Genomic DNA, 22250 nt, shown 5'->3' on the forward strand with positions numbered 1-22250 from the left:
TGATCACTCCAGAACCATCATACTGCCGTAACAGATCCCATCATCCGCCGGCTCCACATACATGAGGATATACTCCTCCCTCGTATATGCCGGATCCAGCACAAGACTGTACATCAGCCCTCCACCGGACGCGCAAAGGGAGAGGGCTTCCCGGATCGGCGACATACCAAAAGAGTTCGTATATCCCAGATGATTTTTCCCGATCCGGGACGTGTTGTAGGCGTTGGACAGAAGCGTGCCCTCAGCATCCAGCGCAAACGGATAAAGCCCTTCGACATGGAACCTGGCTGACGGATCGTTCATCATCCGCAGAAGTTCCTCCCGGGGAAGCGCCGTGGAAAGATAATGCAGCTCCCTCACCTGCATTATCAGCTGATCGCGCATCTCCCAGCTGTAATTGAGCTCAGGAGTCCCCGGATAGATCCCTGCGCCGATCAGCCAGTCATCATCCACCGACATCACATACGAAAGCTTCAGTTCGGAAGCAAACCCGTTTGCCGGATTTGGATACTGGTAAAAGAGATAGCCGCCGCCGAAACCTGCCCGGTCGATAAACCGCTGAACAGGTTTCACGCCGACGATATCCTCGCCGCTGCGCCGGTCCATACCGATCATGTCCGGCTGATAGGGCAGTGCCAGGGTCGATCCATGCATATCATAGGCAAAGATGTAGAGTTCCTTATCGACGAACGCGCCGTTTGGATCGTTGAATGCAGCCAATGCATCTTCTTTGGTGTGGGTCCGGGCGTATCTGTAGGCTTTTTCGACAAAGGTCCGCAGATCATCCGCCGTGTGGCTGACGGCCGGTTCGGCTGTTTTTTCCGTGTTCACATTGTCACTTAAAACGACCCGCCACTCCGTGCCGTCCGGCAGACCGATCGTATTCCAGACGGCGTTTGCCTGGCCGTATCCGGTCCACCCGACATTGTGAAAGAGATATGACACGGCCCCCTGTTTTTCCGAAGTTACCCGGTGCATGGCCTGATAGACCGTTGATTCCTGATACAGGATATCTGTCAGGATGTTTTTGCTGAGCTCCTGAAGGTCTTCGTCATAGATCTGCACACCGTCCGGCCGGACCGTCCAGAGCGTATAACCGTCTTTTTTCAGTTCAGAGACCGGGCCGGAAAAGAGATGGGCAGGGTTCACAAACACGCGCAGCGATCCGGCGTATATGCCGTTTTTATCATACACCGGAGCGCTGAAAAGAATCCCGAGATCCCCGTTGATAAGGGTAAGGGGCGGAGAGATGATACAGCCGCCTGCCGCGGCAAACTCCTCTTCGGTGACCGCCGTGCAGGCGGGATGCCCGATATACTCCTGATTTTTCGGGTTTCCGGTTACTGCGGCAACGATATTGTGCGCATCGGCAAGACAGATCTCGGAGCATGCGGGGATGTCCCGGCGAAGCTGGAGAAATATCTGTTTCTGTGCGAAGGGATCGTTTTCGGTCCCTTTCAGCTCAACGGCCGCAGCACTGGTCAGGGCACATATTTCCGTGATCTGGGAATCGAGAACCGGTATCCAGGAGTCCAGTGCCTTCTGCATATCGGCAGCGTGATCTCCGGGAACCGGGGTGAGCTGCCCTGATGCAATGCATCCGGTGGTCAGAATGATGGCCAGGAGCAGACAAAATGTAAGAATATGCAGTATTTGACGGGTCATCGTGCCTTCATCCCTGACTAAGCATTTACTTTTTTACGCATCCATGCATATATTATAATGTCTATTTCATCCGGCATTTTGTCCCGCTTCAGAGGAGCAGAGCGTTCATCATCAGATTCGGATTTTTTGTGTTTTTTCTCCTGTTTTGTACTCGCCGGACCCTCCTTTCCGGGAAAAACTCTACGAAGAACGATGCATTATATGGGTGATTTTATTGCAGATATCTGAAATTCAGAAAAATTATTCTGGGTTTTACTTATGGATGCGGGGATACTCAGATTCAGGTAAGCTGCCGCATCAGCATGCCGGATTTCACTCTATTGGGCCGTTTTGGCATCACCGGGTCGTGAAAAGCCTGATATCTTCCGGCGCGGCCGGATGCGGCGGGCACGCATCGATGAGATAACCGAACAGAATACACTAAGAGGTATCCGATCAAATTAATTCCATAATGACAGCATCAAAAATCCTTCTCCTCATTATTGATGGTGTGGGTGACAGACCATGCAGAAATCTGGGAAATAAAACCCCGCTTGAAGCCGCCTGTATCCCCAATCTCGACCGGCTTGCCGCCGAAGGCATCTGCGGGATCATGGATCCGATCGCTCCCGGGGTCCGTGCCGGATCCGACACCTCGCATCTCAGCCTCCTCGGGTATGATCCGCACACGTATTATACCGGCAGAGGACCCCTTGAGGCTGCAGGCTGCGGCATAAAAATGGAACCCGGCATGATCGGCTTTCGGGCAAATTATGCGACAGTCGATGACGACGGCAAGGTGATCGACCGGCGTGCAGGCCGCATACCCGACACTGCCGAGATCTCCGCCGCCGTGAAAGACGGTGTCGATCTGTCAAAATACGGCGTCGAGATCGAGTTCGCGCCGGGAACCGGACACCGTGCGGCCCTCGCTCTCAGAGGCAAAGGACTCAGTGCGGCCGTATCATCCAACGATCCGAAAAAGACCGGCGTTCTGCCAAAAACCATCGTCGCGGAAGATGACACGGCAGAAGCCGCCTTCACCGCCGAAGTCTGCAATGCCTTCGCGGCCCAGGCGGCGGAGATCCTGAAAAACCATCCGGTCAACCTTGAACGAAAAGCCCGCGGCGAATACCCGGCAAACGCCGTCCTCATCCGGGGAGCCGGCGAGATGGGTGTCTACGAACCCTTCGAAGAGAAACATGAACTTACCGGCAGCGTCGTCGCCGCAGCAGCATTGATCGCAGGTATCGGCAGTTCCGTCGGTCTTGAGAGGATCCCGGTCCTTCCGACGACCCCGCTTGCAGATCAGGTAAACCTCGTCTGCCGCGAACTGGAGAAAAAAGACTTCGTCCTCTTCAATGTCAAAGCAGCTGATGAGTACGGCCACGACGGAAAAGCCGTCGAGAAGATGAAGTATCTGGAAGAGGTCGACGCGGCCATTCTGCCGTTTTTCGATATCCCCGACCTGATGATCGCCGTCTGCGGAGACCACTCGACCCCCTGCACCATCAAAGATCACAGCGCAGACCCTGTCCCCCTGATCCTTCACGGGGACGGAACGCGTATCGACACAGTCACGTCGTACGACGAGATCTCCTGCGCCGCAGGAGGCATGTGCCGGATATCGGGCGGCAGTCTCATGCCGATCCTTTGCGACCTTATCGACAAAACCCATAAGTACGGAGCATAACGATATACTAATACACGTGGTGGAGAATGGCGGAGGAAAAAAAACGGATAATAATAGCTGAATCGATACCCGGCGAGGAGGATTCCTTCCTAAAATTACCGGATCTCACTCCCGAAGAGGAGGAGGAGCTTGCACAGTCATCATCAGAAGAACAAAAAGACGGACCTGAACCGCTGTTCTCTGAGGTCGGGCCGGAGGCGGCGGCGCCTCCTCGTCTCAACCTTTCAGAAGTCGACGAGGATACCGCGTCCATTCTTATCTCCTCCTCTGATCTTTTCAAAACCTGTTACCTGCCTGACAAGACCGAACTGCAGGAACGCAATCTCAAAACAAAGCATGATATTTTAGTGGGGGATCACTGTGATATCGGCTACGGTCTGTACGGCGATGATATCGTTATCAGCGAACTTTCGGTCATGCACGGCGATATCGTGGCCGAAGGGGATCTCAGGATCGACAACTTCTGTGAGGTCCACGGAACCGTTCTCTGCAATGGGGACGCCTATCTCGGCGAAGGCGTCAAGATCCATGGAAAACTGAATGTAGGCGGCAATCTGGATATCGGGGACAACGTCGTGATCGACAAGGAGTTCAAGGCGTACGGGGATATCGCGATCCGCAACCCTATGCCGGTCGTTTTGTATCTTCTTCTGTATGTGATGACGATGCTTCATCTGGAAGGCGAAGAGGCGGCGAAAAAACGCGTAGAGAGTCTTATCTCCGAAGCGAACGCCGCGCCTCTCGTCCTCCCGCCGAAAACGACGATGGATCTCAGATACTTTTCCGTTCCAACACCGATGGATGTCGGATCGAACTGCCGTCTGCACGGCAATATCCGGGCGCAGTCGGTCAAGATCAGAAAGGACACGACGCTTTTTGGCAGCGTGCAGGCGTCCCAGCGGATCAAACTCGGACCGCGGACGGCGATCCACGGCGATGTGGCGGCCCAGAATATCCGGGTCGAGCGCGGAGCTGATGTTTTAGGCGATGTTGCAGGCAAAACTGTCTGGCTGCATGAAGACGCACGGGTAAGCGGCGTGATCAAAGCGACCGATGGGCTCACCATCGGAAGAACGGAAGGAAAATAAATGTCGAAACTTTCTGCAATGCTGGAGCTCGATGAGCTGCGCATGCTTGAACCGGATTATGCATCGCTCGTGAACAATGGGGAGCCGGGTGTTTTGATCTGCGAGGCTGAGCCGGCGGATAAGGGAGCGAGGCTCCTGATCGATGAGGACGAGAGCCCGCTTTTGTTTGCAGTGAAAAGCGGCGATGAGTGGTGCGGGACCTCCTGGCTTTTCCGGTCGCCGACCGCGGGCGAGTTTTCCCTCTTCGAAGCAGCCGACGGGGATATCTATCAGGAGGACCGCGGGAATGTTGAGGATGCATGCCGGGCGTATTACGCTGAGATCATCCAGAAGGTGATCGCGCCTGCCGGTGACGATCTGACCGAGGAAAGGGTCGGCAAGGTCCGCGGTCTTTTACACGAGGTATGGGGTCCCTCGATCTCCGGTACCGCGCTGGATGCCTGCGCCGGGTCAGGGATCGGTTCGCTTCTCCTTCGTGAGATGGGGGCTGATCCGATCGCCTATGACAACGATCCCGAGCTTTTGGCGCTGGGTCTTTCGTCCGGACGGCTGGCCCCGGGACGTACGGCATGTATCGATGCAAGAGCTGCTTCGGCGTATCTGCCGGACGCGGAGTACGGGGTCGGGATCATGTTCGGCCAGATCTACGGATATACAAAGGATATCTGGCGGCCGATCGTGGAGGAGCTTGCCGGGATCACGGAGAAGACGCTTATTACCGTGGCAACTCAGGAGGAAGCCTTCTGGGTGCAGGAGTGGGCCGACGGAGTGGACCGGACGCTTTCGATCATGGAAAATACGCGTGATCCGATCTACGACCGCTGGGTCTGTTTCGGGTGAAGGACGGCCCTTGAGCCGGATGGACCCTTCGCCCGTTCTTTTTTGCAGATTATTCTGTGCGTTTCTCCTTCAGACCAGGGGGTGGAGAGCCTGCAGGACCTCGGACGCATGCCCTTTGACCTTTACCTTTTCCCACGCGGCAAGGATCTTACCTGTTGAATCGATAACGAACGTACTGCGCAAAACCCCCATGTACTCCCGGCCGTAGAGCTTTTTTGTGACCCAGACCCCAAACGCGCTGATGACGGTCTTGTCCGGATCGGAAAGCAGCGTTACCGAAAGCTGCTGCTTATCGATGAACTTCTGATGGCTGGCGGCGGAGTCGGGGCTGATGCCGAAGACCTGCGCATCGAGGCGCGAAAACTCCGGAAGGAGACTTGAAAACTCTTTTGCCTCAGTCGTGCACCCGCCGGTATTGTCCTTTGGATAAAAATACAGGACCATAAGGTGTGACGCATCCGTTGGAAACGTCCACTCCTTTCCAGCAGCGTCTAAAAGAGTGAAGGGGGGTATCGTATCATTGACCTGAAGTGCCATACCTGAATTTTGGCACGTTGAGCATATAATTCTTATTCAGTACAGGACCTGATACTCGGTCACCAGATTGGAGCCGTACATCCTGGTGCTTCTCAGATCGAGCCTGATCATCTCGTTTTCGGATGCGAGCGGCATGCCGCCGACGAGAGACGGCGTGTCGCTTCCGCCGACGATGAACGGCATATGGATGAGCCGGATCTCGTCCACGAGCCGGTGATGGAGCATATGCCAGTTCAGCGTCGGGCCTCCTTCGATGATGAGTTTTTTCACCTGATATTTTGTATAAAGGATATCCATCAGCTGAGGAAAATCCACATGCTCTTCGCCGCAGACGATGATCTCGACGCCCTTTTCCCTGAACGCGGCAAGCCGCTCTTCCGGCGCCAGGGCGGAGACGGCGAGGACCGTTTTGGCGTTTTCCGTTGCAAAAACATTCGATTCGACCGGCAGATCGGCCATGCTGTTTGGGATGACGCGCAGCGGGTTTTTTCCCGGCACCATCCTGACGGTCAGAAATGAGTTGTCGATCCGTATCGTCGATGACCCGACCATGATCGCGTCATACCCGGCACGGGTTTCGTGGAGAAGAATCTCGGCTTCATGGGACATGTGTTTCATCAGCAGTTTACTGGAAACGCCTTTGCCAAGAGTAAGTTTCCCGTCAGCTGTGATCTCTGAAATCATCAGCACGTTTGGTTTATGTAGTGTCTCCATGAAAGTTTCCTTCTGATTCATATAGCTTGACGATGTATAGATATTTAGCACACACCGATAAATGATTTTACCTCTCTATCCATGAATATCACATCACTCAGATACAAACTGACGGGCTGGCTCGACCCGGTCGTGAGCGTCTTCGTCAAAACAGGCATGAGTCCCAATCAGATCACGCTTCTTTCGCTGTTTTTCGGGATCGGTGCGGCGGTCTGTTACTTCTGTCAGTCGTTTCTTATCGGGAGCGTGCTTCTCCTGATCTCCGGGATCCTGGATCTGACGGACGGTTCGGTCGCACGCATCACCGGTAAGAAAAGCGATTTCGGCGCGGTCTGTGACTGGATCGTCGATAAATATGTGGACGGGATCGTGCTTCTCGCGATAGGTCTTTCGGGGATCCCGATCATCTCCCAGTTTACGGGTTTTGCGCCGACTGCGGATATGCTGATCGCCGGACTTGCCGTGATCGGTTCGATCATGAACACGTTCATCAAACCGGTGACCTATGCGGAGATCGGCTATACCTGCAAAGAGGACGGTAAGATCTCGGATCCGCTTGAAGGGGTCGGATTTTTCGGCAGACCCGAGACGATGATCTCGCTTGTTCTGTTCGGCGTTATCGGCCAGATCTGGATCGCCGTGATCCTTGTCGCCGTCTGCACGAACCTTTCCGCATTCCAGAGGTTATGGTATCTCTGGAGAAAGCACGGCGAGTATAAGAAAGACTAACTATTTTTTAGAAGTTACGCGGTGTTTCAAGGTATACGACCCGGAAGGGAGACGGCCTGGTAACACTAATAAATAAAAAAAAAAGGTTTGCCGGATCAGAAATGAGTTTCTGTATCCAGTCTTGCTCCGTGCCGCCGGATCTCCGGCTGCGGGAGTTCTGAACGGAGGTCGACTTCCTCTTCCACCTTCATCTCATTGCGAAGCCTGAGGAGTTCTGCAAGAACTTCCTCTACGCCTTCGCCGGAGACGGTGGACATGTTGAAGAATCCGTCAACGCTTTTTACATCCGATTTGTTCACGACCGAGATCATGGGAACCGAGATGATCGACTCGATCTCCTCGCGGAGTTTCATCTGGGCTTCAAATGAGTAGCCGCAGTTTTCACTTGCGTCGATGATAAAGAGCACCAGATCGGCGACATAGACCAGCGCGTTGAGCGCCTGCTTTTCGATGACGTTTCGCTCCTCATCGGCACGGTCAAGAAGACCCGGCGTGTCGATAAACTGGATCTTTCGTCTGCGTTCAGCATTTCTGTGTCCGACGATAACGCCTTTTGTCGTAAACGGATAGGAGGCGACCTCCGGTTCACCGCTGGAGACCAGACGGATGAACGAGGATTTGCCGACGTTTGGGTATCCGGCCACAACGATCGTAAACTCATCGGTGCTGATCACCGGGAGTTTTCGAAGAACGTTTCTGACATCGTTGAGATACCGGAGTGCGTCATCCGCCCGGTGCACGATCGAAGCGATGCGTGCGACCGCACGTCTTCGTTCGATCTGGGTATCGGTCCAGCGCATCCCTTTCGAGATACTGTTTCCTACGTCACGCACATTCTTTGCGGCCCATCCCACCATGCCGAGATTCTTCTTTAAGGCATCCATCCCGAATAATATGTCGCACAGGTCCCGGTAAAAGGGCGGCAGCTCTTCAAACTCGGGAAAGCTCTGGATTATAGTTACCAGTTTGTCATGCGTCGCCTGGGTGATCGCCCGGACGAAGTCCTCATTTGCATGACGTTTATTTGTTTTTTCCCGCATCTTCCTGGAAGCACGGCGGAAACTGCGGTCGAGCAGTTCGTCTGCTGTTGGAACGGTCGGGATTTTATCGAAGTACATTGTTCATCCAATCCATTTGGTTTATTACTATAGCAATCAGAAAGAATCAGTAAGTATGGATCTGTCACTCATTCAAAAAGATATCCTTATTACTCTTATCTCGCTCTATCATCAATATTCGCATCCAATCAAGAGTGAGGTCATCGCCGATATCATCCGGAGAAACCCCGGGACGGTCAGAAATCAGATGCTGGCCCTGAAGGTGCTCGGGCTGGTCGACGGCATTCCGGGGCCGAAAGGCGGATATCAGCCTACAGCGCGGGCGTATTCTGAACTGAACGTTTCGTCGGACTACTCAGAAAGTGAAGTGGTCCTCCAGAAGAACGGCGAGAAGGTCGAAGGGGTGCGCGTGCATGAGATCGCATTTACTACACTCACGCATGCCGATCTCTGTCATGCCCTGATCAAGATCATCGGAAACGTGCGGTCGTTTGAGGTCGGCGACAAGATCACGATCGGACCGACGCCGCTGAACAAGCTGCTGATCAAAGGAGAGGTGTTCGGCAAGGATGAGATCAACAGCGCTCTATTGATCTCGACGTCGGAGATGACGTCGCTTCCAAAGAAACAGATCCGCGAGTATATGAGCTCCCCCCTGATCGCGCTGGAGCCTGATATGACGCTTGCCTATGCGATGAAGACGTTTCTTCAGCGGCGCATCCACGGGGCGCCGGTCGTTGAAAACGGGATCTTATGCGGGATCGTGACGCTGACGGATGTTATTTCCGCACTGGACCGTGAGATGCCGACGACGTCGCTTGTGTCCGAGGTGATGGTGACGCGGGTCATCTCGATGCCGGCGGATATGCGGCTGTATGAGGTCATCAAACAGTTTAAGGAGCAGGATGTCGGGCGGGTGATCGTGACCGACGAGGGAAAACCGGTCGGCATACTGACGCATTCTGATATTATCCGGGTGTTCCCCTCTCTGTGAGGCATGCCTTATACAAACGGATATATACTTGCTTGTCAAACTTTAAAGCTGATTAATCATGCAGAGTGAGCAGTTTACCCATAATATCCGGAAAAAGCGTGTGATGAGTACTGACGGGAAGATCATTGGTCAGATCAGGAACGTTACCTTCGATGCGCCGACCGGGCAGCTGAAGGCTCTTCTTATACGCCCGGATGCAGGTTTTGATACGACCGGTTACAAGCTTGAAAATGATGCGATCACGCTGCCGTTTGAGGCAGTAAAAGATATCACCGATTTCATTGTGGTAGACCGGTACATGCTCCGCTGAAGTTTTTTGGCACCTCACTCCATTTTTTTACAAGTATTTCCGCAGAGCATCCGCCGTCCCTTCACCGAAGGACCGTTCCATGACATGGTCTGCCGCTTCTTTTGCTTCGGGGGAGGCATTTGCCGGAACAACGGAGATGCCGCCGAGTTTCAGCATCGAGACGTCGTTGACCGAGTCGCCTGCCGCCAGAAAATCGGCCGGGGCAAGACCCATCTCTGCCGCCAGTTTTTCAAAAGCCGCGCCTTTGGTGACGCCGGGGATCTGGAGATGGATCGCAAATCCCGTGTCGATGACCTCGACGGGCATATCTTTGAGGATCTCTTTGATCAAAGCGGCCGGAGCATCCCGGGAAAACGCGATGTCCGAGTCCCGGTATCTGCTGCTGAAAAGCCGCAGATCATCGCCTTTCGGCCTGAGTTCGTCCACGACCTTCTGATACGCGGCAAGGCAGACCTCCTGATCGCCGGCGATATGTTTTTCGCCGAGGTACCCCAGACGGTACACCCCGCCGTTTTCGGCGATGATGGTCCCGTCGGTCCCGATCATGTGCGAGAAGGCATCCAGAAAACAGAGCGTATTTCCGGATGCAAGAATGACGGGGATCCCTGCGTCGATGATCCTGCGCAGTTCATCGACGGCCTCTGTTGAGAGTCTGCGCCGGTCGTCGGTCAGCGTTCCGTCGATATCGGTGATAAGGGCCCTTGGCATGATTAAAAATAGTATTGGGGTCAGCAGGCTTTGATACCTGCGGTTTCGACGGTGAAGGTCGCTTCGCCTTCCGGCAGGTTGGGGCTGTCCACAAGTCTGGCGATACGTTTGCCTGCTTTGCTCTTTCTCAGATACACCCGGTAGGTCGCCGTGTGCCCGACGATGTTGCCGCCGATCGGTTTTGTCGGGTCGCCGAAGAGAAGTCCGGGGTTGGACATGACCTGGTTGGTGACCAAAGCCACAGCATTCAGGTCATCGACCAGTTTGAAGAGGTCGTGCATGTGCCGGTTGAGTTTCTGCTGCCTGCCGGCCAGGGTCCCGCGGCCCGCGTATTCCGAGCGGAAGAGACTCGTCAGCGAGTCGATGATGATCAGTTTGACCGGAAGACCGGCGCCTGCAAGCTCGTTAGAAAGATCGCGGGCCGCATCGATCAGAAGCATCTGATGATCAGAAGAACTTGCACGGGCAACATGGATGTTGGCAAGGAACTCGTCGGCCGTCGGAAGCGTGTAGCCCTCCGGCAGATCCGCAAGCTCCAGTCCCTCGGCCATCTGCTCGATACGCTCGGGACGGAAGGTATTCTCCGTGTCGATGTAGAGACAGCTTCCGGCAAGCCCGCCGAGTGTGGTCGGGAGCTGACAGTTTATCGCCAGCTGATGGGCGATCTGGGACTTCCCGGATCCGAACTCGCCGTACAGCTCGGTGATCGCCTGGGACTCGAGACCGCCGCCGAACAGCTCATCGATCTCCGGAACAAGGGTTTTCAGTTTGAGAATGTCCTGTCTGCGTGCAAGAATGTCGGTCCCGGTCTTGAACCCGCCGATATCGGCCAGTTCACGGGCGGCCTTGATGATCTTCTTTGTCGTGGACTCGCCAAGTTCAGCTGCCTCCGCCAGATCGATAGGGGTGGCAGTCGCGATACTTTCAACAGTTATGTAGCCTGCATCACGCAGTCGGTCAGCGGTCGCCGGTCCTACACCCGGAATGTCTTCTATATCAAGCATTGTCATATCTTCCTGTACTCCTGTTTTTTAGATATACTCATACATCAGCATCTGGCCATATAAACCCCTAACCGCGCGGTGCGATAATGCCCCCCCTCCCCTGGAAAAACCCCCTTCCCACTCAGAGAGGAGGACATTTTCACGTGCAAAATTTTGATCTCTGCCCCCCTCATCCGATACTATTATTGCCGTCATCGCCCCATCTATCGGTATGGCCGAAAAGGACAATACCGAATACAAAAATGCCCTCATGGAGATGGCCGGCGAACTCGCAGCCAATCCTCTCATCAAACCTGTCATCGATCAGCTCATCTATGACTTCATCCGGTCTCCGGAGTGCAGAAAGGCGTTCGGCGAGTATGCCAAACGCAAGATAACCGATAAACTCGGATTATAACAGAGGGCGAAGACGCGCTGCGGCAGACGAAGGATCAGCCGGACGCGGCCAAATACCGGTCACTTCGACCCGGCCGTTCCCGGAGATGCCTTCGACATCCGCCGTCGTCCCGATCACCGGCGTCTCATCGGTCTCGAGGATCCAGACCGCGGTCCCGTCATCGAGCGAAAGACCTTCCGGCCGCCGGATCAGCATCCCTGTTCCAAAGAACGCTTTTCCGGGAACGGGAACCATCCTGATCGCCGAACCGCGGCCGACCGAGAGCTCGAGTTCGCCGTACCGGTTCAGTTTTGCTTCGGCATTGACCACCTGCACGGCGTCGCCCGGAAGAAACAGCATATCTGCCGCATCTCCCCAGACGGCGGCATTCACCCCGCTTTTTTCTGCAGACCCGCGGATTTGGATATTTCTGACACGCGACTCGGTCCCGCGTTTCGTGATGAACGTTTTGAGATCAGAGACAGAGGTCACAACCCCGGTGACCACAGGGTTCAGACCTTCGGTCACCTCGGACGCATCTTTGGAAAGCACCTCGATCTCTCCGGGGATGATCTTAATCTCTGCAGAGTCGGAGACGACATACTCGACGATCCCGTCGTCCTCTTTTCTCTGCACCCCGGTGACCGAGATGCAGGATCCCTCATCCACGTCGGCGAACAGCTCCGGGGTCCAGGTGACCATGCGGGCCGTTCCGGAAGCATCACCGATGATGAACTCCTGCAAAAAGGCCGGCGTCCCGTCACGGCGGGTGATCTCCCGCACTTCGGAGACGACCAGGATCCGGACGGTGAGGGGTGACGCCATCACCTCGGACTTCGGCGGTTTTTTTGTCTCGACGATCGTGACTCTGCTCTCCCGAAGGGCAAGACAGGTCACCTCCTTTTTTCCGGGTCTGGGTTTTGCGATCACTTCGATCACCGAACCGGTCTCCAGCTCGCCGGCAGCCTCTGCCCGATCGTCCCATAAGGTCATGACCACGGTGCCGGTCGGATCTCCAAGAACGACCGATGCCACAAGACCCGGCGGTTCGCCTTCGCGGGTGAACTCACGGGGCGGCCTGATCTCAAGGATCCTGCCGAAAAAAGAGACGACCTGGGTCCTGGCCGAAGGGATGCTGCCGATCTTTATATGGCTTCGTCCAAGCTCGTCCACAACCATCATCGCGGCCGTGACTTCATCCACCAGGCCGCCAAGCGAGGCGGATTTCTGTTCCACGCGCTCCTCAAAGGCTTCCTGCGTAAGCAGATCGGAGACGAGCGCGTAATGCATTCCTTATTTCCTGTGCCAGGAGGGGATGACCACGCAGGCGGTCATGTCCTCGTAGGTCTCAGCACGGCGCATGAGTTCTGCTTTGCCGCCGTTCACCAGCACCTCGGGGCATCTCGGCCGCGAGTTGTACTGGGACGACATCGCATAGCCGTATGCGCCTGCATCCAGAACAGCGATGAGATCTCCCGCCTCAACTGCCGGAAGTCTGCGGTCGGCTGCAAAGATGTCGCCGGTTTCGCAGATCGGGCCGGTGACGGTGTAGGTGCCGTCGGCCGGCTGGTCCGCTTTGTTCGCCACAACGACTTCATGCCAGGAGTCATACATCGCCGGACGGATCAGGAGGTTGAATCCTGCGTCGACGTTCACAAAGGTTTTGTGGACCTTTTTGACGGAGTTGACTTTCGTCAGAAGGATCGTCGATTCGCCGACCATCCATCTGCCGGGTTCGACCCAGAACGCGGGCGAGATGCCTGCTTTTTTGCATCCTTCGAGGAACACCGGCATTACTGCGGCGGCATACTCTTCGGGTGTCGGGGCTTTGTCGACGGTGCCTTCGCGGTGATAGGGGATGCCGAGTCCGCCGCCGAAGTCGATGAACTCAAGTTTGACGCCGATCTTGGTCACCTCATCGGCCACCTTCATGATGACGCCGCAGGCGATGGCGAACGGAGGTATCTCAAGGATCTGGGATCCGATATGGCAGTGCATGCCGACCGGGATGACATACTCCATTTTGAGGGCTTCGCGGTAGGCGTCCAGGATCATCTCTGCGGGGATGCCGAACTTGCTGTTTTTGATCCCGGTGGCGATCTTCGGGTGCGTCGGGACCTCGATAGCCGGGTTGACCCGGAATCCGATCCTGACGGTCTTTTTCAGCTCTTTTGAGATGGCGTCGATCTGACGGAGTTCGTCGATCGAGTCGACCGAGATCATGATCCCTTTTTCGATCGCTGCGCGAAGATCCTCCTGTGTCTTCGAACTGCCGTTGAAGAGCAGGATCCCTGCAGGAATGCCGGCTTCGAGGGCGGCACGCATCTCACCGAGTGAGAAGACGTCGGCGCCTGCTCCTTCGCGGGCAAGCGACCGGATGATGACCGGATTCTCATTTGCCTTTGCGGCATAGAGGAGCTGGACTTTGCCGGTGTACTTTTTCAGCGCGGCTTCGTAGCGTCTGAAGTTTCCGGTGATGTGGTTTTCGTTGGTGATATACAGGGGGGTGCCGTATCGTTCGGCAAGAACAACGCAGTCTGCGTCTCCGCAGTAGAGATGACCCCCTCTTACGGAGAGTGATTCGGGAAGGTTCATGTTATCCTCTGATGCCGCATTCTTTCATGCGTCTGACCGCTTCATTGATCCGGTCGACCGGGCGGGTCATGGCGAAGCGGACATATCCTGCGCCTGATGCGCCAAAGCCGGTTCCCGGCGTGATGACGATACCTGCTTCGTTGATCATTTTTGCGACGAACTCGACCGAGTCGGGAACTTTCATCCAGACGTAGAAGGATGCTTTCGGGGAGGTGACGTCAAAACCGAGCGAGCGAAGGCCGGTGACGAGAGCGTCCCGGCGTTCCTGATAGACGGCGCAGGCCTGGGCGACGCAGTCCTGCGGGCCGGTCAGAGCAGTGATGGCGGCACGCTGGACCGCGTCGAAGACACCGGAGTCGATGTTGGTCTTGACTCTGCCGAATGCTTCGATGAGACCGGCATTTCCAACACACATTCCGATACGCCAGCCGGTCATGTTGTAGGTCTTGGAGAGCGAGTGGGTCTCAAGACCGACGTCCATGGCGCCTTTTGCCTGTAAGAAGGACGGAGATTTGTAGCCGTCGAATGAGATCTCGGAGTAGGCGTTGTCGTGGACGACGATGATGTCGTTGTCTTTTGCAAACTCGACGGTCTCTTCGAAGAAGTCGATCGAGGCCGCGGCGCCGGTCGGGTTGTTCGGGTAGCCGATGAACATGAGTTTTGCGTTCTTCAATACATCTTTTGGAATGGCGGCGTAGTCAGGTAAAAAGCCGTTTTCTTCCAGCAGGGGCATGGGGTGGGATTTTCCTTCGGCAAAGAGCGTGGAGGTTTTGTACACCGGGTAGCCGGGGTCGGAGACGAGGACATAGTCTCCGGGGTTTACGAATGCTTCGGGTATGTGGGCGATACCTTCTTTGGATCCGATCAGGGCGAGGACCTCTTTTTTCGGGTCGAGTTTGACGCCGAAACGCTGGTCATACCAGGAGGCTACTGCCTGACGGTATGCAAGCATCCCCAGATAATCAGGGTAGTGGTGGGTCGAAGGATCCCGTGCAGCCTCACATAATGCATCCACAATATGCTTCGGCGTCGGTAAATCAGGGTCCCCCACACCAAGATCGATCAAATCAATTCCCTCGGCACGTTTCTGTGCCTTCAATGCATCTATCTGGGCAAAGAGATACGGAGGTAAGTTGTCTAGCCGTTTTGCATACATCGCATATTTATTGGACCTGCAGATAAATTAAGACGTTTGTCATGGAGATTTATGCGGTGATGAAGAGAGAGGAGTTTGGACGTGACAATGAAAGAGCGCGGCGGCGATGTGTTGTTTTCCGGGAGGCTCTTTGATCCAAAAACGATCAGCAATAAAAAAAAGGTTGGATGTATTTTACAGGATCTTTGAGGTGATGGTCATGAAGACCGGGCCGCGGAGATCGAGTTTCTTTTTATTGTCGGTGATGTACCGCATGACATACTCCTCGATCTTCAGGTTCACGTCGCTTGGGTGTTTCGACATTTTTACCTGAACGCTTGTCCCTTCGCCGACCCTTGCCGCCTCTTCGATGCGGGCGAGCGCGAGATTTGCCGTTGAGAACAAAAAGGAGATACCTACCGGGACCCCTTCGGCTCTGACGTCGGCGAACTTTTCGGTGTCAGGAACGCCGAGGACCGCGCCGTTTCTGACATAGACCTCGTTCAACGCGGCGGGGCCGAGAAGACTCGTGTTCTCTTCCGGCTCTTCGACGGTGATCTCCACCTGATGACCGAACAGCTCGCCTTTCCATGCGGAGAATGAACACGGCGAGCGTTCAGCCGCGTGGGCGGCGGCAGTTTCCATGACAGAACGCACTGCCCGGCGCGCCTCTATCGTCTGCGGCTCCTCTTTTAATCCGATGCCTTTCGTCAGTTCCGTGTCCGAGTAGACCGGCGGATACAGCTGGGCGAAGGAGAGTTTTCTCACATCTTCTGCCTCTGTCAGGACCATCGCCAGACGCTCGACACCCATGCCGAGGTTCATGACCGGAACGCCGACCCCGTATTCAGCGAGGGCAGCCGGCGAGTAGATCCCGAACGTGGCGACCTCGACCCAGCCGTGGACCGGGTGTTTGCCGTAGACTTCGGTCTGGGTCTCGGGCATGTAATACTTCGAGCGCTTCTCATCGGGCTGGAATCTGAACTCGGTGAATCCGAATGCGGACAGAAGACCTTCTGCGACCGCCTTTCCTTCCTCGATCGTGACATGTTCGCCTGCGACGATACAGGATGCCGAGTGATAGGTCCGAAGATGGGTCGCATCCTCCTCCTGCTCGCGGCGGAAACACCGGTCGACCGAGAACATCCGGATCGGCATCGGCTTTTTGTCCCACATCTGGGCAAGCGAGAGGAACCAGCCGCTGGTCATATGGGAACGAAGCGTCGTTCTGGATGATTCCGGGGCGAGTTCCTTGAACTCGGGGAAGACCGTGTCGAGGATGTGAACGACCACACCGTCGTCCACGCCCAAAGCGACGGACATTTCGTGCGTGAGATCGTCGCCGTCGAATTTGCCTTTCTTGTAGGCATGCAGACACTTCATCAGCTTCTCTTCCGTGCCTTCGGCGAGAGGCTTTTCGATGATTTGGGAAATCGCGTCCAGACGTTCTTTGGAGATCCCTACATTCGGACGGGGAAGGCCGCCGACATAGTAGACCCGGTCTAAAACCGCGGCGGCTTCCGGACCGAACTGGCGGTAGACGTCCTGTTCGTCGATGAACACCGGGACCATCGCTTCATCGAATCCCATCGACATGTATGCGGCCCGAAGGCGGGCGATCGTGTCGAAGATCGGGTGGACTTTCGCCCGGCGATACGCATAACGCGGATAGATCTTTGCTGATTCCGGCGGGGTGATGACCGAAGGTCCGGCATGCCAGGCTCCTTCGAAATCGGTTTTTCTGCGTTCCTTGAACTCCTCAATATCGAATTTCATGATTTTCTCTTCAGACAAACAACGCGGCTCGCGGCGTTTTCATCCATGATGTCATAGTTGCAGAGTTTGGCAACTTCTGCGGCGAAACTGCGAATGGTTTCCATGTCAGGGACATGCATTTCTGTTAATCTCATTCGACTGTATCCCAAATACATGTATCCCTTTACTTCAACGAAGAGGGGGCCTGCTTCTTCGATGAGCCGGGCAAAACCTTCCTCATCTGTGTCATTGTACCCCTTAACGAGGGTGATCCTGACCGCGGTCCTGATGCCTTCCTCCTCTTTTTTCCGGAGAAGGGCGAGGGATTTTTGGATATTTGCCCACATGGCCGCCGGATCCCCGATCGGCCGGCAGATCCTTTCGTAGGATGATACATCCACGGCGTCCAGCGAAAGATAGAGCTGGGTCGGCCGGATCCGTTCTATCATAGAGGGGATCGTTCCGTTGGAAACAACGAACACGCTGTTTTTGGGATCTTTTCTGAGAAGATCGACGAGTTCGGGCAGTTTCGGGTAAAGGGTCGGCTCGCCGGATAAGGAGAGCGCATACTGGGTCGGGTGTTCCGTTGCCTCTTCCCACCTCGCCGGATCGGTGTAGGGTTTGTCGCCGGAGAGTCCCTTCTTCTGCATCCTCGGGAGAGCTGCGGCGATCTCTTCGGGGGAGAGTTCGGTCTCGGTCACGATCTCGTGTTCCATGGACCGCCAGCAGAAGAGACACCGCTGATTGCAGCGTAAAGTCGGGGTCATCTGGACGCATTTCCAGGTGTCGATCCCGTAGAACTGGTGTTTATAGCAGGATTCTCCGCCGCGAAGGGCGCGTTTGCACCACATGCAGGGTTTCACGGCGGCGGACGCGCCTTCAGCGATGAAGTTGTATCCCTGCCGGTGAAGGGAGGTTTTCGGGGTTTTTGACGGGGCTCGTTTTCTCGACATGGGTATCAGAGGACTGATTTTTGTATTGTTCACGCCTGATGTCTGAAATCCGATCCGGGAACCGGTACGGCGTGTATAGTAGTGTCTTTGCGTGAGACTGCTTTATTTCTTTGGAAGGACAGGAGACGGGAACTCTTCTTTAGAGGGGAGTTGTGCGGTGTTGGTGTGGATTCAATTCGGAAGGGAGATTGTTGGGTGTGGAAACATGAGACTATTTAACCGCGAATAAGCCCAAATGAGCTTTGCTCATTTGAGGCGGCACGCAAGCCTTCGGCTTGCACGCCTCCGCGAATCCTCGCCAATCGCATTTTCCTTACGTTCGGGTGCTCTGCTCCGGCTGATGCGTGCAAATCGAAGATTTGCGTGCCGCCTCAAATGGGCTTTGCCCATTTGGGCTTCGCCTGCGCAGAATCGCACCCTCTCTTGAAATAGCACTTACGCGGTGTTACCTTAATCCAATTCGGGAAGGAGTGTGTTGGGTGTGGATCAATGAGAAAAATCAACCGCGAATCGGCGCGAATCCGCCCTTCGGGCGAGGCGAATCGGATTTGCTTATCCTCACTCTCGCTCGTTGGGTCAAGTCGCAAGGCAAAGCCTTGCTCCGCTAAGGTCGTCGACTTCGTCGCCAACCCGCTCGACCCAACGGCTCGTCCCTTCATCGGGAGCGTTCGGGCAAATCCTGTCGGCGCCCCAGCGCCTCCCAATGATGGTTTCCCTCTCCGTCTCATCTCGAGATGATCAGTAAAAGAACATTTTTCCTATTCAGGGCTGCTCGATGAATCTCTCCCTCATGGGAGCCGCTGGGGCGGCGACAGGATTTGCCCGAACGCTTTTGCAAACCTTCGGTTTGCTCAGCTAAGGTCGTCTGAGTTCCGCGTCCAACCCGCTCCCGATGAAGGGATGAGCAAGACAGCGAAGCTGGATTGCGAAAGTGAGGAATAGCAAATCCGATTAGCCTCGCCCGAAGGGCGGATTCAAGTGAGGGTCGAAGACCCGAAGCGGAGAGCAAATCTCTGATTTGCGGTTCGCGGTTGGTTCTTTCTCATGTTTCCACACCCAACAAACTCCTTTCCGAATTTGCTTGAGACCAACCAGCGCAGCCCTTATTCAGATCTTATATCTGAGCAGGGCCGCGATCCCGCCGAGTCCGACGAGACGGGTGCCCGGTTCGAACTCGGTCGAGAGGACGACGACGTTTGCGCCGAGCCGCTCGGCCCCTTCGATCATTTTTTCGATACGTGCGTCCCTGACAACCGAATCGGCAACGAGGACCGTCTCGGCGGCCCCGTAATCGACCGCCTGGCGCACCTCGTTTTTCCCGTAGGCGACGGCGCCGTTCTGCCCGATCCGAAGAAACACCTCGTCCATGAACGAGACCTCTTTTGCGAGCTGCAGATCCTCTGCCACGCGTGCAAGGACGCCGTTTCCGATAGCTTCCTGGACCGCGCCGTAGCCGCACCGCCTTGTATCCGCGAGAAGCATCCGTTCCGCGATCGCCGGCGCCTTGGTTTTTGCGAACTTGACGAAGTCCTCTTTCACAAATCCCGGTCCGGCAACGACGATGGATCCTGTGACTTTTTCGAGAAACGACAGGAGTTCGACGAACAATGCCTGCCTTGAGTCCAGCTCGGCGGATTTCCCGCTGCCGACCGTGAGAGTCGTGATCCGTTCGGGTCCGTACTGCCGGACACGGTAGAGTTCCGCCTCCCCGTCTTCGATCGCGACGATGTGGACCACGCCGTGCACCGAGGAGGAGACCGCCCGCTCCAGACGGGCAAGATCGATCGGCTTCCACTGCCGGACCACGCTTATTTCATAGCCTGCTTCGATGTTCAGCGTGTGGTGCTGGCCCATATCCGGCCCGTAGCTGATGAGCCCGAAGACCCTCAGGCGGGAAGATTCCGGCACGAACTCCACCTTCTCGCACTTCACGCCGATCTTCACCGGCCGCTTCTCGAGCTTTTCCGAACGGAGCTTGTCCGTCGGCCCGTCCACCGTCCGGAGCGTGACTGCGTAGACCGTATTTCCCGGACTGATCAGATGCGAAAGATGCCAGAGATCGTCGACCGATTCGGGGATGAGTTTATACTCACCGAATCCGTCTCTTTTCAGCGGTTCGGGCACCTCCGCCTTCATTCCAGGTCCCCTTCACTGCCTGAAGCGAACTTCAGATCCGACCCTCCCGGCGGCACGAACGCCGCGACCCCTTCGGTATTCAGGATCGCTTTGAGCGCTTTCTGCCCGCTCTCGGGCACTGCCTCTTTGAGTTTTCGAAGCACCTTCTTTGCTACATCGTTGCCTTCGAACGTTCCGGGAACGAGACGCACAGAGTGGGAGGTCAGCGGTTCGACCGCCGAAGGCGTTCCGCCGATCACCGCAAGGACCGGTTCGGTCCGGATGCCGATCGAGATCTCGAGCGGGACATCCTTGTAGATCTTTCGTTCGCCTCTGATGATGAACGAACCGTGAGCCACATACTCTCCCGACTCGGGCGTCTTGCTCACCTGGCCGGGCGAGGCCGCGATCACATCGACGGACGCCCCGCCCCCGGCCCAGGCCCGCGAGTAGGACGCGGCAAACTGGACCGCCTGATCCATGCGTTCGGTCGCCCCTTTCACGATGACCGCGGACGCGCCGAACACATCCGCATGGAGGAAGGTGTCCTTTCCTTCCATATACTTTTTCACGATCTCCTCGTTCTGGTCCGCGTTTCGGCCGCCGATCACTAAGACCCCGTCGGAGGTCTCCATCCACCGGAACCGGTGATACCATTTCGGTTTCAGCCGTCCGGGTCCGGCCGCCTTTCTCTTCTCCGGGTGGATGATGCCTGCCTCCATCGCACGCAGCGCTCCGGCCTTCTTCGCGCGGAACTTCTTCACGACCGCGAAGTATCTGCCGACGTTTGCCTCCAGACTCTCATGCACGAAGATCGTCACCTTGTGCTTCTCCTGCAGATCGATCACGACGGACGCATTCTTCGGCTCCACCGAGATGATCCGTTTTGCGGCCGGGGCGTCGCTTTGTTTTATAACGGCCGCGATCTCCTGCCAGGAAAGCTTCTGACTTGCGGCAGAGAGCACGTCGATCGTCTCCTGGACCTCGCCGTAATGCGAGTAGATGATCTCCGATATCTCCGTCGCCTCGGCGATCTTCTTGTCGAAGGTGATGAGCGCGGCCTCCTGCTGTTTTCTGATCCGCTCCTCTTTGGAGAGTTTTATCTTCTGCTCGATGACCTTTTCGGCCACGGGTTTAGGATAGAACGCCTCGAGCGCTTTGGAGAATGTGGCAAAATGCTCTTTTGGCTCCCGTGCGGGCGAAGGGAACGGGAACGCTCCTTTCGCATCGATCACCGGATCGCGGTCTTTTTCAAGTTTTGCGATCCAGCTTTTCATCGCTTCATAGATCGGACGAAGCTGGACATCGGTCGCAAACTTACAGGGCAGGGCTTTTGACACGCCGGCAAGCTGACAGATGTCTTCGGACGGGATTCCGCCAAGCTGCAGTCTGGTCGCGAGAGCCCGCACGATCTCGCCTTCGTCTCCGGCGAGCTTTTCTTTGAACTCCTCAAAGGTCAGCTTCTCGGGCGATACGGCCGCAATCGAATACTCTGCGCCGCCGATGATCTCCCGCTCCTTGAATCTTCTCTGGGCGAGGGCGTTGATGATCGTGTACTTTTCGTCCGTGAGAATAAGATTCCCCTCGTCGAAGAGTTCGATGATCAGTTTGTACTCGGACGGTCCTTTGCCGATCGTGATGATCAGAACACGCTCGATCGATTTCTGCTCGATTCCGAGGACCTTTCCCCCCTCAATGTATTTCCGGAGGTACATCGAGAACCCTGACGGGTTTTTCGGCGCAGGCGGAAGTTCGGACACAAGATGCGCCCGAACGCCCCTTACCACATACAGAAGATGACGCGCCTTCTCCTCCCCGTTTAAGCGGAAACCAAACGAGGCATTGTCATACTGATATATTTTCCCGATCCACAAAGGTAAAAGCGCGGCGAGCTCCGCTGTCATCGCTTTTACGTCCGCTCCGCTCATTCCTGATATCGTCGCCATTCTATGATAACTAGATAGGACGTGCAGAACTATAAACCGACACGGCCCTTTGCTTT

At 55.6% G+C, this 22250-nt stretch carries 20 protein-coding genes; 7 read left to right on the forward strand and 13 right to left on the reverse strand.

Translation table 11 applies throughout. The features are described from left to right. Positions 1-3 precede the first annotated feature (3 nt). A complete protein-coding gene (locus tag H575_RS07155) occupies positions 4-1665 on the reverse strand; it encodes a cache domain-containing protein (RefSeq protein ID WP_042700059.1) in 1662 nt (553 codons plus the stop codon). 451 nt (positions 1666-2116) lie between these two features. Between H575_RS07155 and H575_RS07160 the strand changes: the two genes are divergently transcribed. Genes H575_RS07160 through H575_RS07170 form a run of 3 tightly spaced genes read left to right on the forward strand, consistent with a single transcriptional unit; the run spans position 2117 to position 5265 of the window. After that, positions 2117-3337, forward strand: coding sequence for a 2,3-bisphosphoglycerate-independent phosphoglycerate mutase (locus tag H575_RS07160; RefSeq protein ID WP_042700062.1), 1221 nt, complete (start codon positions 2117-2119; stop codon positions 3335-3337). A gap of 26 nt (positions 3338-3363) precedes the next feature. Next, positions 3364-4425, forward strand: coding sequence for a polymer-forming cytoskeletal protein (locus H575_RS07165; protein ID WP_245554503.1), 1062 nt, complete (start codon positions 3364-3366; stop codon positions 4423-4425). Continuing rightward, entirely contained in the window at positions 4426-5265 is an 840-nt protein-coding gene (locus H575_RS07170) for a hypothetical protein (RefSeq protein ID WP_042700065.1), read from the forward strand. It abuts the gene before it with no gap. 69 nt (positions 5266-5334) lie between these two features. Here the strand turns inward: H575_RS07170 and H575_RS07175 are convergent, their stop codons facing one another. Together H575_RS07175 and H575_RS07180 are read right to left on the reverse strand one after the other, a co-directional pair. Further along, positions 5335-5802 carry a peroxiredoxin gene (locus H575_RS07175; RefSeq protein WP_042700066.1) on the reverse strand — a complete coding sequence of 156 codons (468 nt, stop codon included), beginning with the start codon at positions 5800-5802 and terminating at the stop codon, positions 5335-5337. A 36-nt stretch (positions 5803-5838) separates the two neighbouring features. After that, complete coding sequence (locus H575_RS07180; RefSeq protein ID WP_042700069.1) at positions 5839-6516, reverse strand: RibD family protein; 678 nt, start codon at positions 6514-6516, stop codon at positions 5839-5841. 81 nt (positions 6517-6597) lie between these two features. Here H575_RS07180 and H575_RS07185 point away from each other — a divergent pair, with 81 nt between their 5' ends. Next, positions 6598-7245, forward strand: a complete 648-nt coding sequence (locus H575_RS07185; protein WP_042700072.1) for a CDP-alcohol phosphatidyltransferase family protein — start codon at positions 6598-6600, stop codon at positions 7243-7245. Positions 7246-7340: 95 nt separating this feature from the next. Here H575_RS07185 and H575_RS07190 read toward each other — a convergent pair whose 3' ends face one another. After that, a complete protein-coding gene (locus tag H575_RS07190) occupies positions 7341-8363 on the reverse strand; it encodes an NOG1 family protein (protein ID WP_042700074.1) in 1023 nt (340 codons plus the stop codon). Positions 8364-8418: 55 nt separating this feature from the next. On the opposite strand from H575_RS07190, the gene H575_RS07195 reads away from it, so the two are divergent. Both H575_RS07195 and H575_RS07200 read left to right on the forward strand, forming a co-directional pair. After that, positions 8419-9297, forward strand: coding sequence for a CBS domain-containing protein (locus tag H575_RS07195; RefSeq protein WP_042700077.1), 879 nt, complete (start codon positions 8419-8421; stop codon positions 9295-9297). A 58-nt stretch (positions 9298-9355) separates the two neighbouring features. Continuing rightward, a complete protein-coding gene (locus H575_RS07200; RefSeq protein WP_042700080.1) occupies positions 9356-9607 on the forward strand; it encodes a PRC-barrel domain-containing protein in 252 nt (83 codons plus the stop codon). 27 nt (positions 9608-9634) lie between these two features. Here the strand turns inward: H575_RS07200 and H575_RS07205 are convergent, their stop codons facing one another. Further along, the gene (locus tag H575_RS07205; RefSeq protein ID WP_042700083.1) at positions 9635-10315 is read right to left on the reverse strand and encodes a phosphoglycolate phosphatase; all 681 of its coding nucleotides are present in this window, start codon (positions 10313-10315) and stop codon (positions 9635-9637) included. Positions 10316-10335: 20 nt separating this feature from the next. Next, positions 10336-11325, reverse strand: a complete 990-nt coding sequence (gene radA, locus H575_RS07210; protein ID WP_042700087.1) for a DNA repair and recombination protein RadA — start codon at positions 11323-11325, stop codon at positions 10336-10338. A gap of 205 nt (positions 11326-11530) precedes the next feature. Between radA and H575_RS07215 the strand changes: the two genes are divergently transcribed. Then, positions 11531-11716 carry a hypothetical protein gene (locus H575_RS07215; protein WP_042700089.1) on the forward strand — a complete coding sequence of 62 codons (186 nt, stop codon included), beginning with the start codon at positions 11531-11533 and terminating at the stop codon, positions 11714-11716. On the opposite strand, the gene H575_RS07220 is transcribed toward H575_RS07215, so the two are convergent. The 7 genes from H575_RS07220 to rqcH form a co-directional block, all read right to left on the reverse strand. Continuing rightward, complete coding sequence (locus tag H575_RS07220; protein WP_042700092.1) at positions 11711-12985, reverse strand: hypothetical protein; 1275 nt, start codon at positions 12983-12985, stop codon at positions 11711-11713. The genes H575_RS07215 and H575_RS07220 overlap by 6 nt on opposite strands. Positions 12986-12988: 3 nt before the next feature. Then, positions 12989-14290: a diaminopimelate decarboxylase gene (gene lysA / locus H575_RS07225; RefSeq protein WP_042700095.1), complete on the reverse strand. Its 1302-nt coding sequence runs from the start codon at positions 14288-14290 to the stop codon at positions 12989-12991. Between the two features lies 1 nt (position 14291). Further along, on the reverse strand, positions 14292-15446 hold the full coding sequence (locus H575_RS07230) for an LL-diaminopimelate aminotransferase (RefSeq protein WP_042700098.1): 1155 nt from the start codon (positions 15444-15446) through the stop codon (positions 14292-14294). A 174-nt stretch (positions 15447-15620) separates the two neighbouring features. Continuing rightward, positions 15621-17201 carry an O-phosphoserine--tRNA ligase gene (gene sepS / locus H575_RS07235; RefSeq protein ID WP_042700101.1) on the reverse strand — a complete coding sequence of 527 codons (1581 nt, stop codon included), beginning with the start codon at positions 17199-17201 and terminating at the stop codon, positions 15621-15623. After that, positions 17198-18133 carry a 4-demethylwyosine synthase TYW1 gene (gene twy1 / locus H575_RS07240; RefSeq protein ID WP_042700104.1) on the reverse strand — a complete coding sequence of 312 codons (936 nt, stop codon included), beginning with the start codon at positions 18131-18133 and terminating at the stop codon, positions 17198-17200. The genes sepS and twy1 overlap by 4 nt, the downstream gene beginning before the upstream one ends. 1107 nt (positions 18134-19240) lie before the next feature. Continuing rightward, complete coding sequence (locus H575_RS07250; protein WP_042700110.1) at positions 19241-20269, reverse strand: mRNA surveillance protein pelota; 1029 nt, start codon at positions 20267-20269, stop codon at positions 19241-19243. Then, positions 20266-22176, reverse strand: a complete 1911-nt coding sequence (gene rqcH / locus H575_RS07255; RefSeq protein WP_245554504.1) for a ribosome rescue protein RqcH — start codon at positions 22174-22176, stop codon at positions 20266-20268. The genes H575_RS07250 and rqcH overlap by 4 nt, the downstream gene beginning before the upstream one ends. Positions 22177-22250 lie beyond the last annotated feature (74 nt).

The sequence above is a fragment of the Methanocorpusculum bavaricum DSM 4179 genome, from assembly GCF_000430905.1.
GTDB lineage: Archaea > Halobacteriota > Methanomicrobia > Methanomicrobiales > Methanocorpusculaceae > Methanocorpusculum > Methanocorpusculum parvum.

What these genes read in the sequence shown, in the direction of transcription:
- H575_RS07155 (WP_042700059.1), bottom strand. Translation starts at nt 1,665, where the DNA reads ATGACCCGTCAAATACTGCATATTCTTACATTTTGTCTGCTCCTGGCC.
- H575_RS07160 (WP_042700062.1), top strand. Translation starts at nt 2,117, where the DNA reads ATGACAGCATCAAAAATCCTTCTCCTCATTATTGATGGTGTGGGTGAC.
- H575_RS07165 (WP_245554503.1), top strand. Translation starts at nt 3,364, where the DNA reads ATGGCGGAGGAAAAAAAACGGATAATAATAGCTGAATCGATACCCGGC.
- H575_RS07170 (WP_042700065.1), top strand. Translation starts at nt 4,426, where the DNA reads ATGTCGAAACTTTCTGCAATGCTGGAGCTCGATGAGCTGCGCATGCTT.
- H575_RS07175 (WP_042700066.1), bottom strand. Translation starts at nt 5,802, where the DNA reads ATGGCACTTCAGGTCAATGATACGATACCCCCCTTCACTCTTTTAGAC.
- H575_RS07180 (WP_042700069.1), bottom strand. Translation starts at nt 6,516, where the DNA reads ATGGAGACACTACATAAACCAAACGTGCTGATGATTTCAGAGATCACA.
- H575_RS07185 (WP_042700072.1), top strand. Translation starts at nt 6,598, where the DNA reads ATGAATATCACATCACTCAGATACAAACTGACGGGCTGGCTCGACCCG.
- H575_RS07190 (WP_042700074.1), bottom strand. Translation starts at nt 8,363, where the DNA reads ATGTACTTCGATAAAATCCCGACCGTTCCAACAGCAGACGAACTGCTC.
- H575_RS07195 (WP_042700077.1), top strand. Translation starts at nt 8,419, where the DNA reads ATGGATCTGTCACTCATTCAAAAAGATATCCTTATTACTCTTATCTCG.
- H575_RS07200 (WP_042700080.1), top strand. Translation starts at nt 9,356, where the DNA reads ATGCAGAGTGAGCAGTTTACCCATAATATCCGGAAAAAGCGTGTGATG.
- H575_RS07205 (WP_042700083.1), bottom strand. Translation starts at nt 10,315, where the DNA reads ATGCCAAGGGCCCTTATCACCGATATCGACGGAACGCTGACCGACGAC.
- radA (WP_042700087.1), bottom strand. Translation starts at nt 11,325, where the DNA reads ATGACAATGCTTGATATAGAAGACATTCCGGGTGTAGGACCGGCGACC.
- H575_RS07215 (WP_042700089.1), top strand. Translation starts at nt 11,531, where the DNA reads ATGGCCGAAAAGGACAATACCGAATACAAAAATGCCCTCATGGAGATG.
- H575_RS07220 (WP_042700092.1), bottom strand. Translation starts at nt 12,985, where the DNA reads ATGCATTACGCGCTCGTCTCCGATCTGCTTACGCAGGAAGCCTTTGAG.
- lysA (WP_042700095.1), bottom strand. Translation starts at nt 14,290, where the DNA reads ATGAACCTTCCCGAATCACTCTCCGTAAGAGGGGGTCATCTCTACTGC.
- H575_RS07230 (WP_042700098.1), bottom strand. Translation starts at nt 15,446, where the DNA reads ATGTATGCAAAACGGCTAGACAACTTACCTCCGTATCTCTTTGCCCAG.
- sepS (WP_042700101.1), bottom strand. Translation starts at nt 17,201, where the DNA reads ATGAAATTCGATATTGAGGAGTTCAAGGAACGCAGAAAAACCGATTTC.
- twy1 (WP_042700104.1), bottom strand. Translation starts at nt 18,133, where the DNA reads ATGTCGAGAAAACGAGCCCCGTCAAAAACCCCGAAAACCTCCCTTCAC.
- H575_RS07250 (WP_042700110.1), bottom strand. Translation starts at nt 20,269, where the DNA reads ATGAAGGCGGAGGTGCCCGAACCGCTGAAAAGAGACGGATTCGGTGAG.
- rqcH (WP_245554504.1), bottom strand. Translation starts at nt 22,176, where the DNA reads ATGAGCGGAGCGGACGTAAAAGCGATGACAGCGGAGCTCGCCGCGCTT.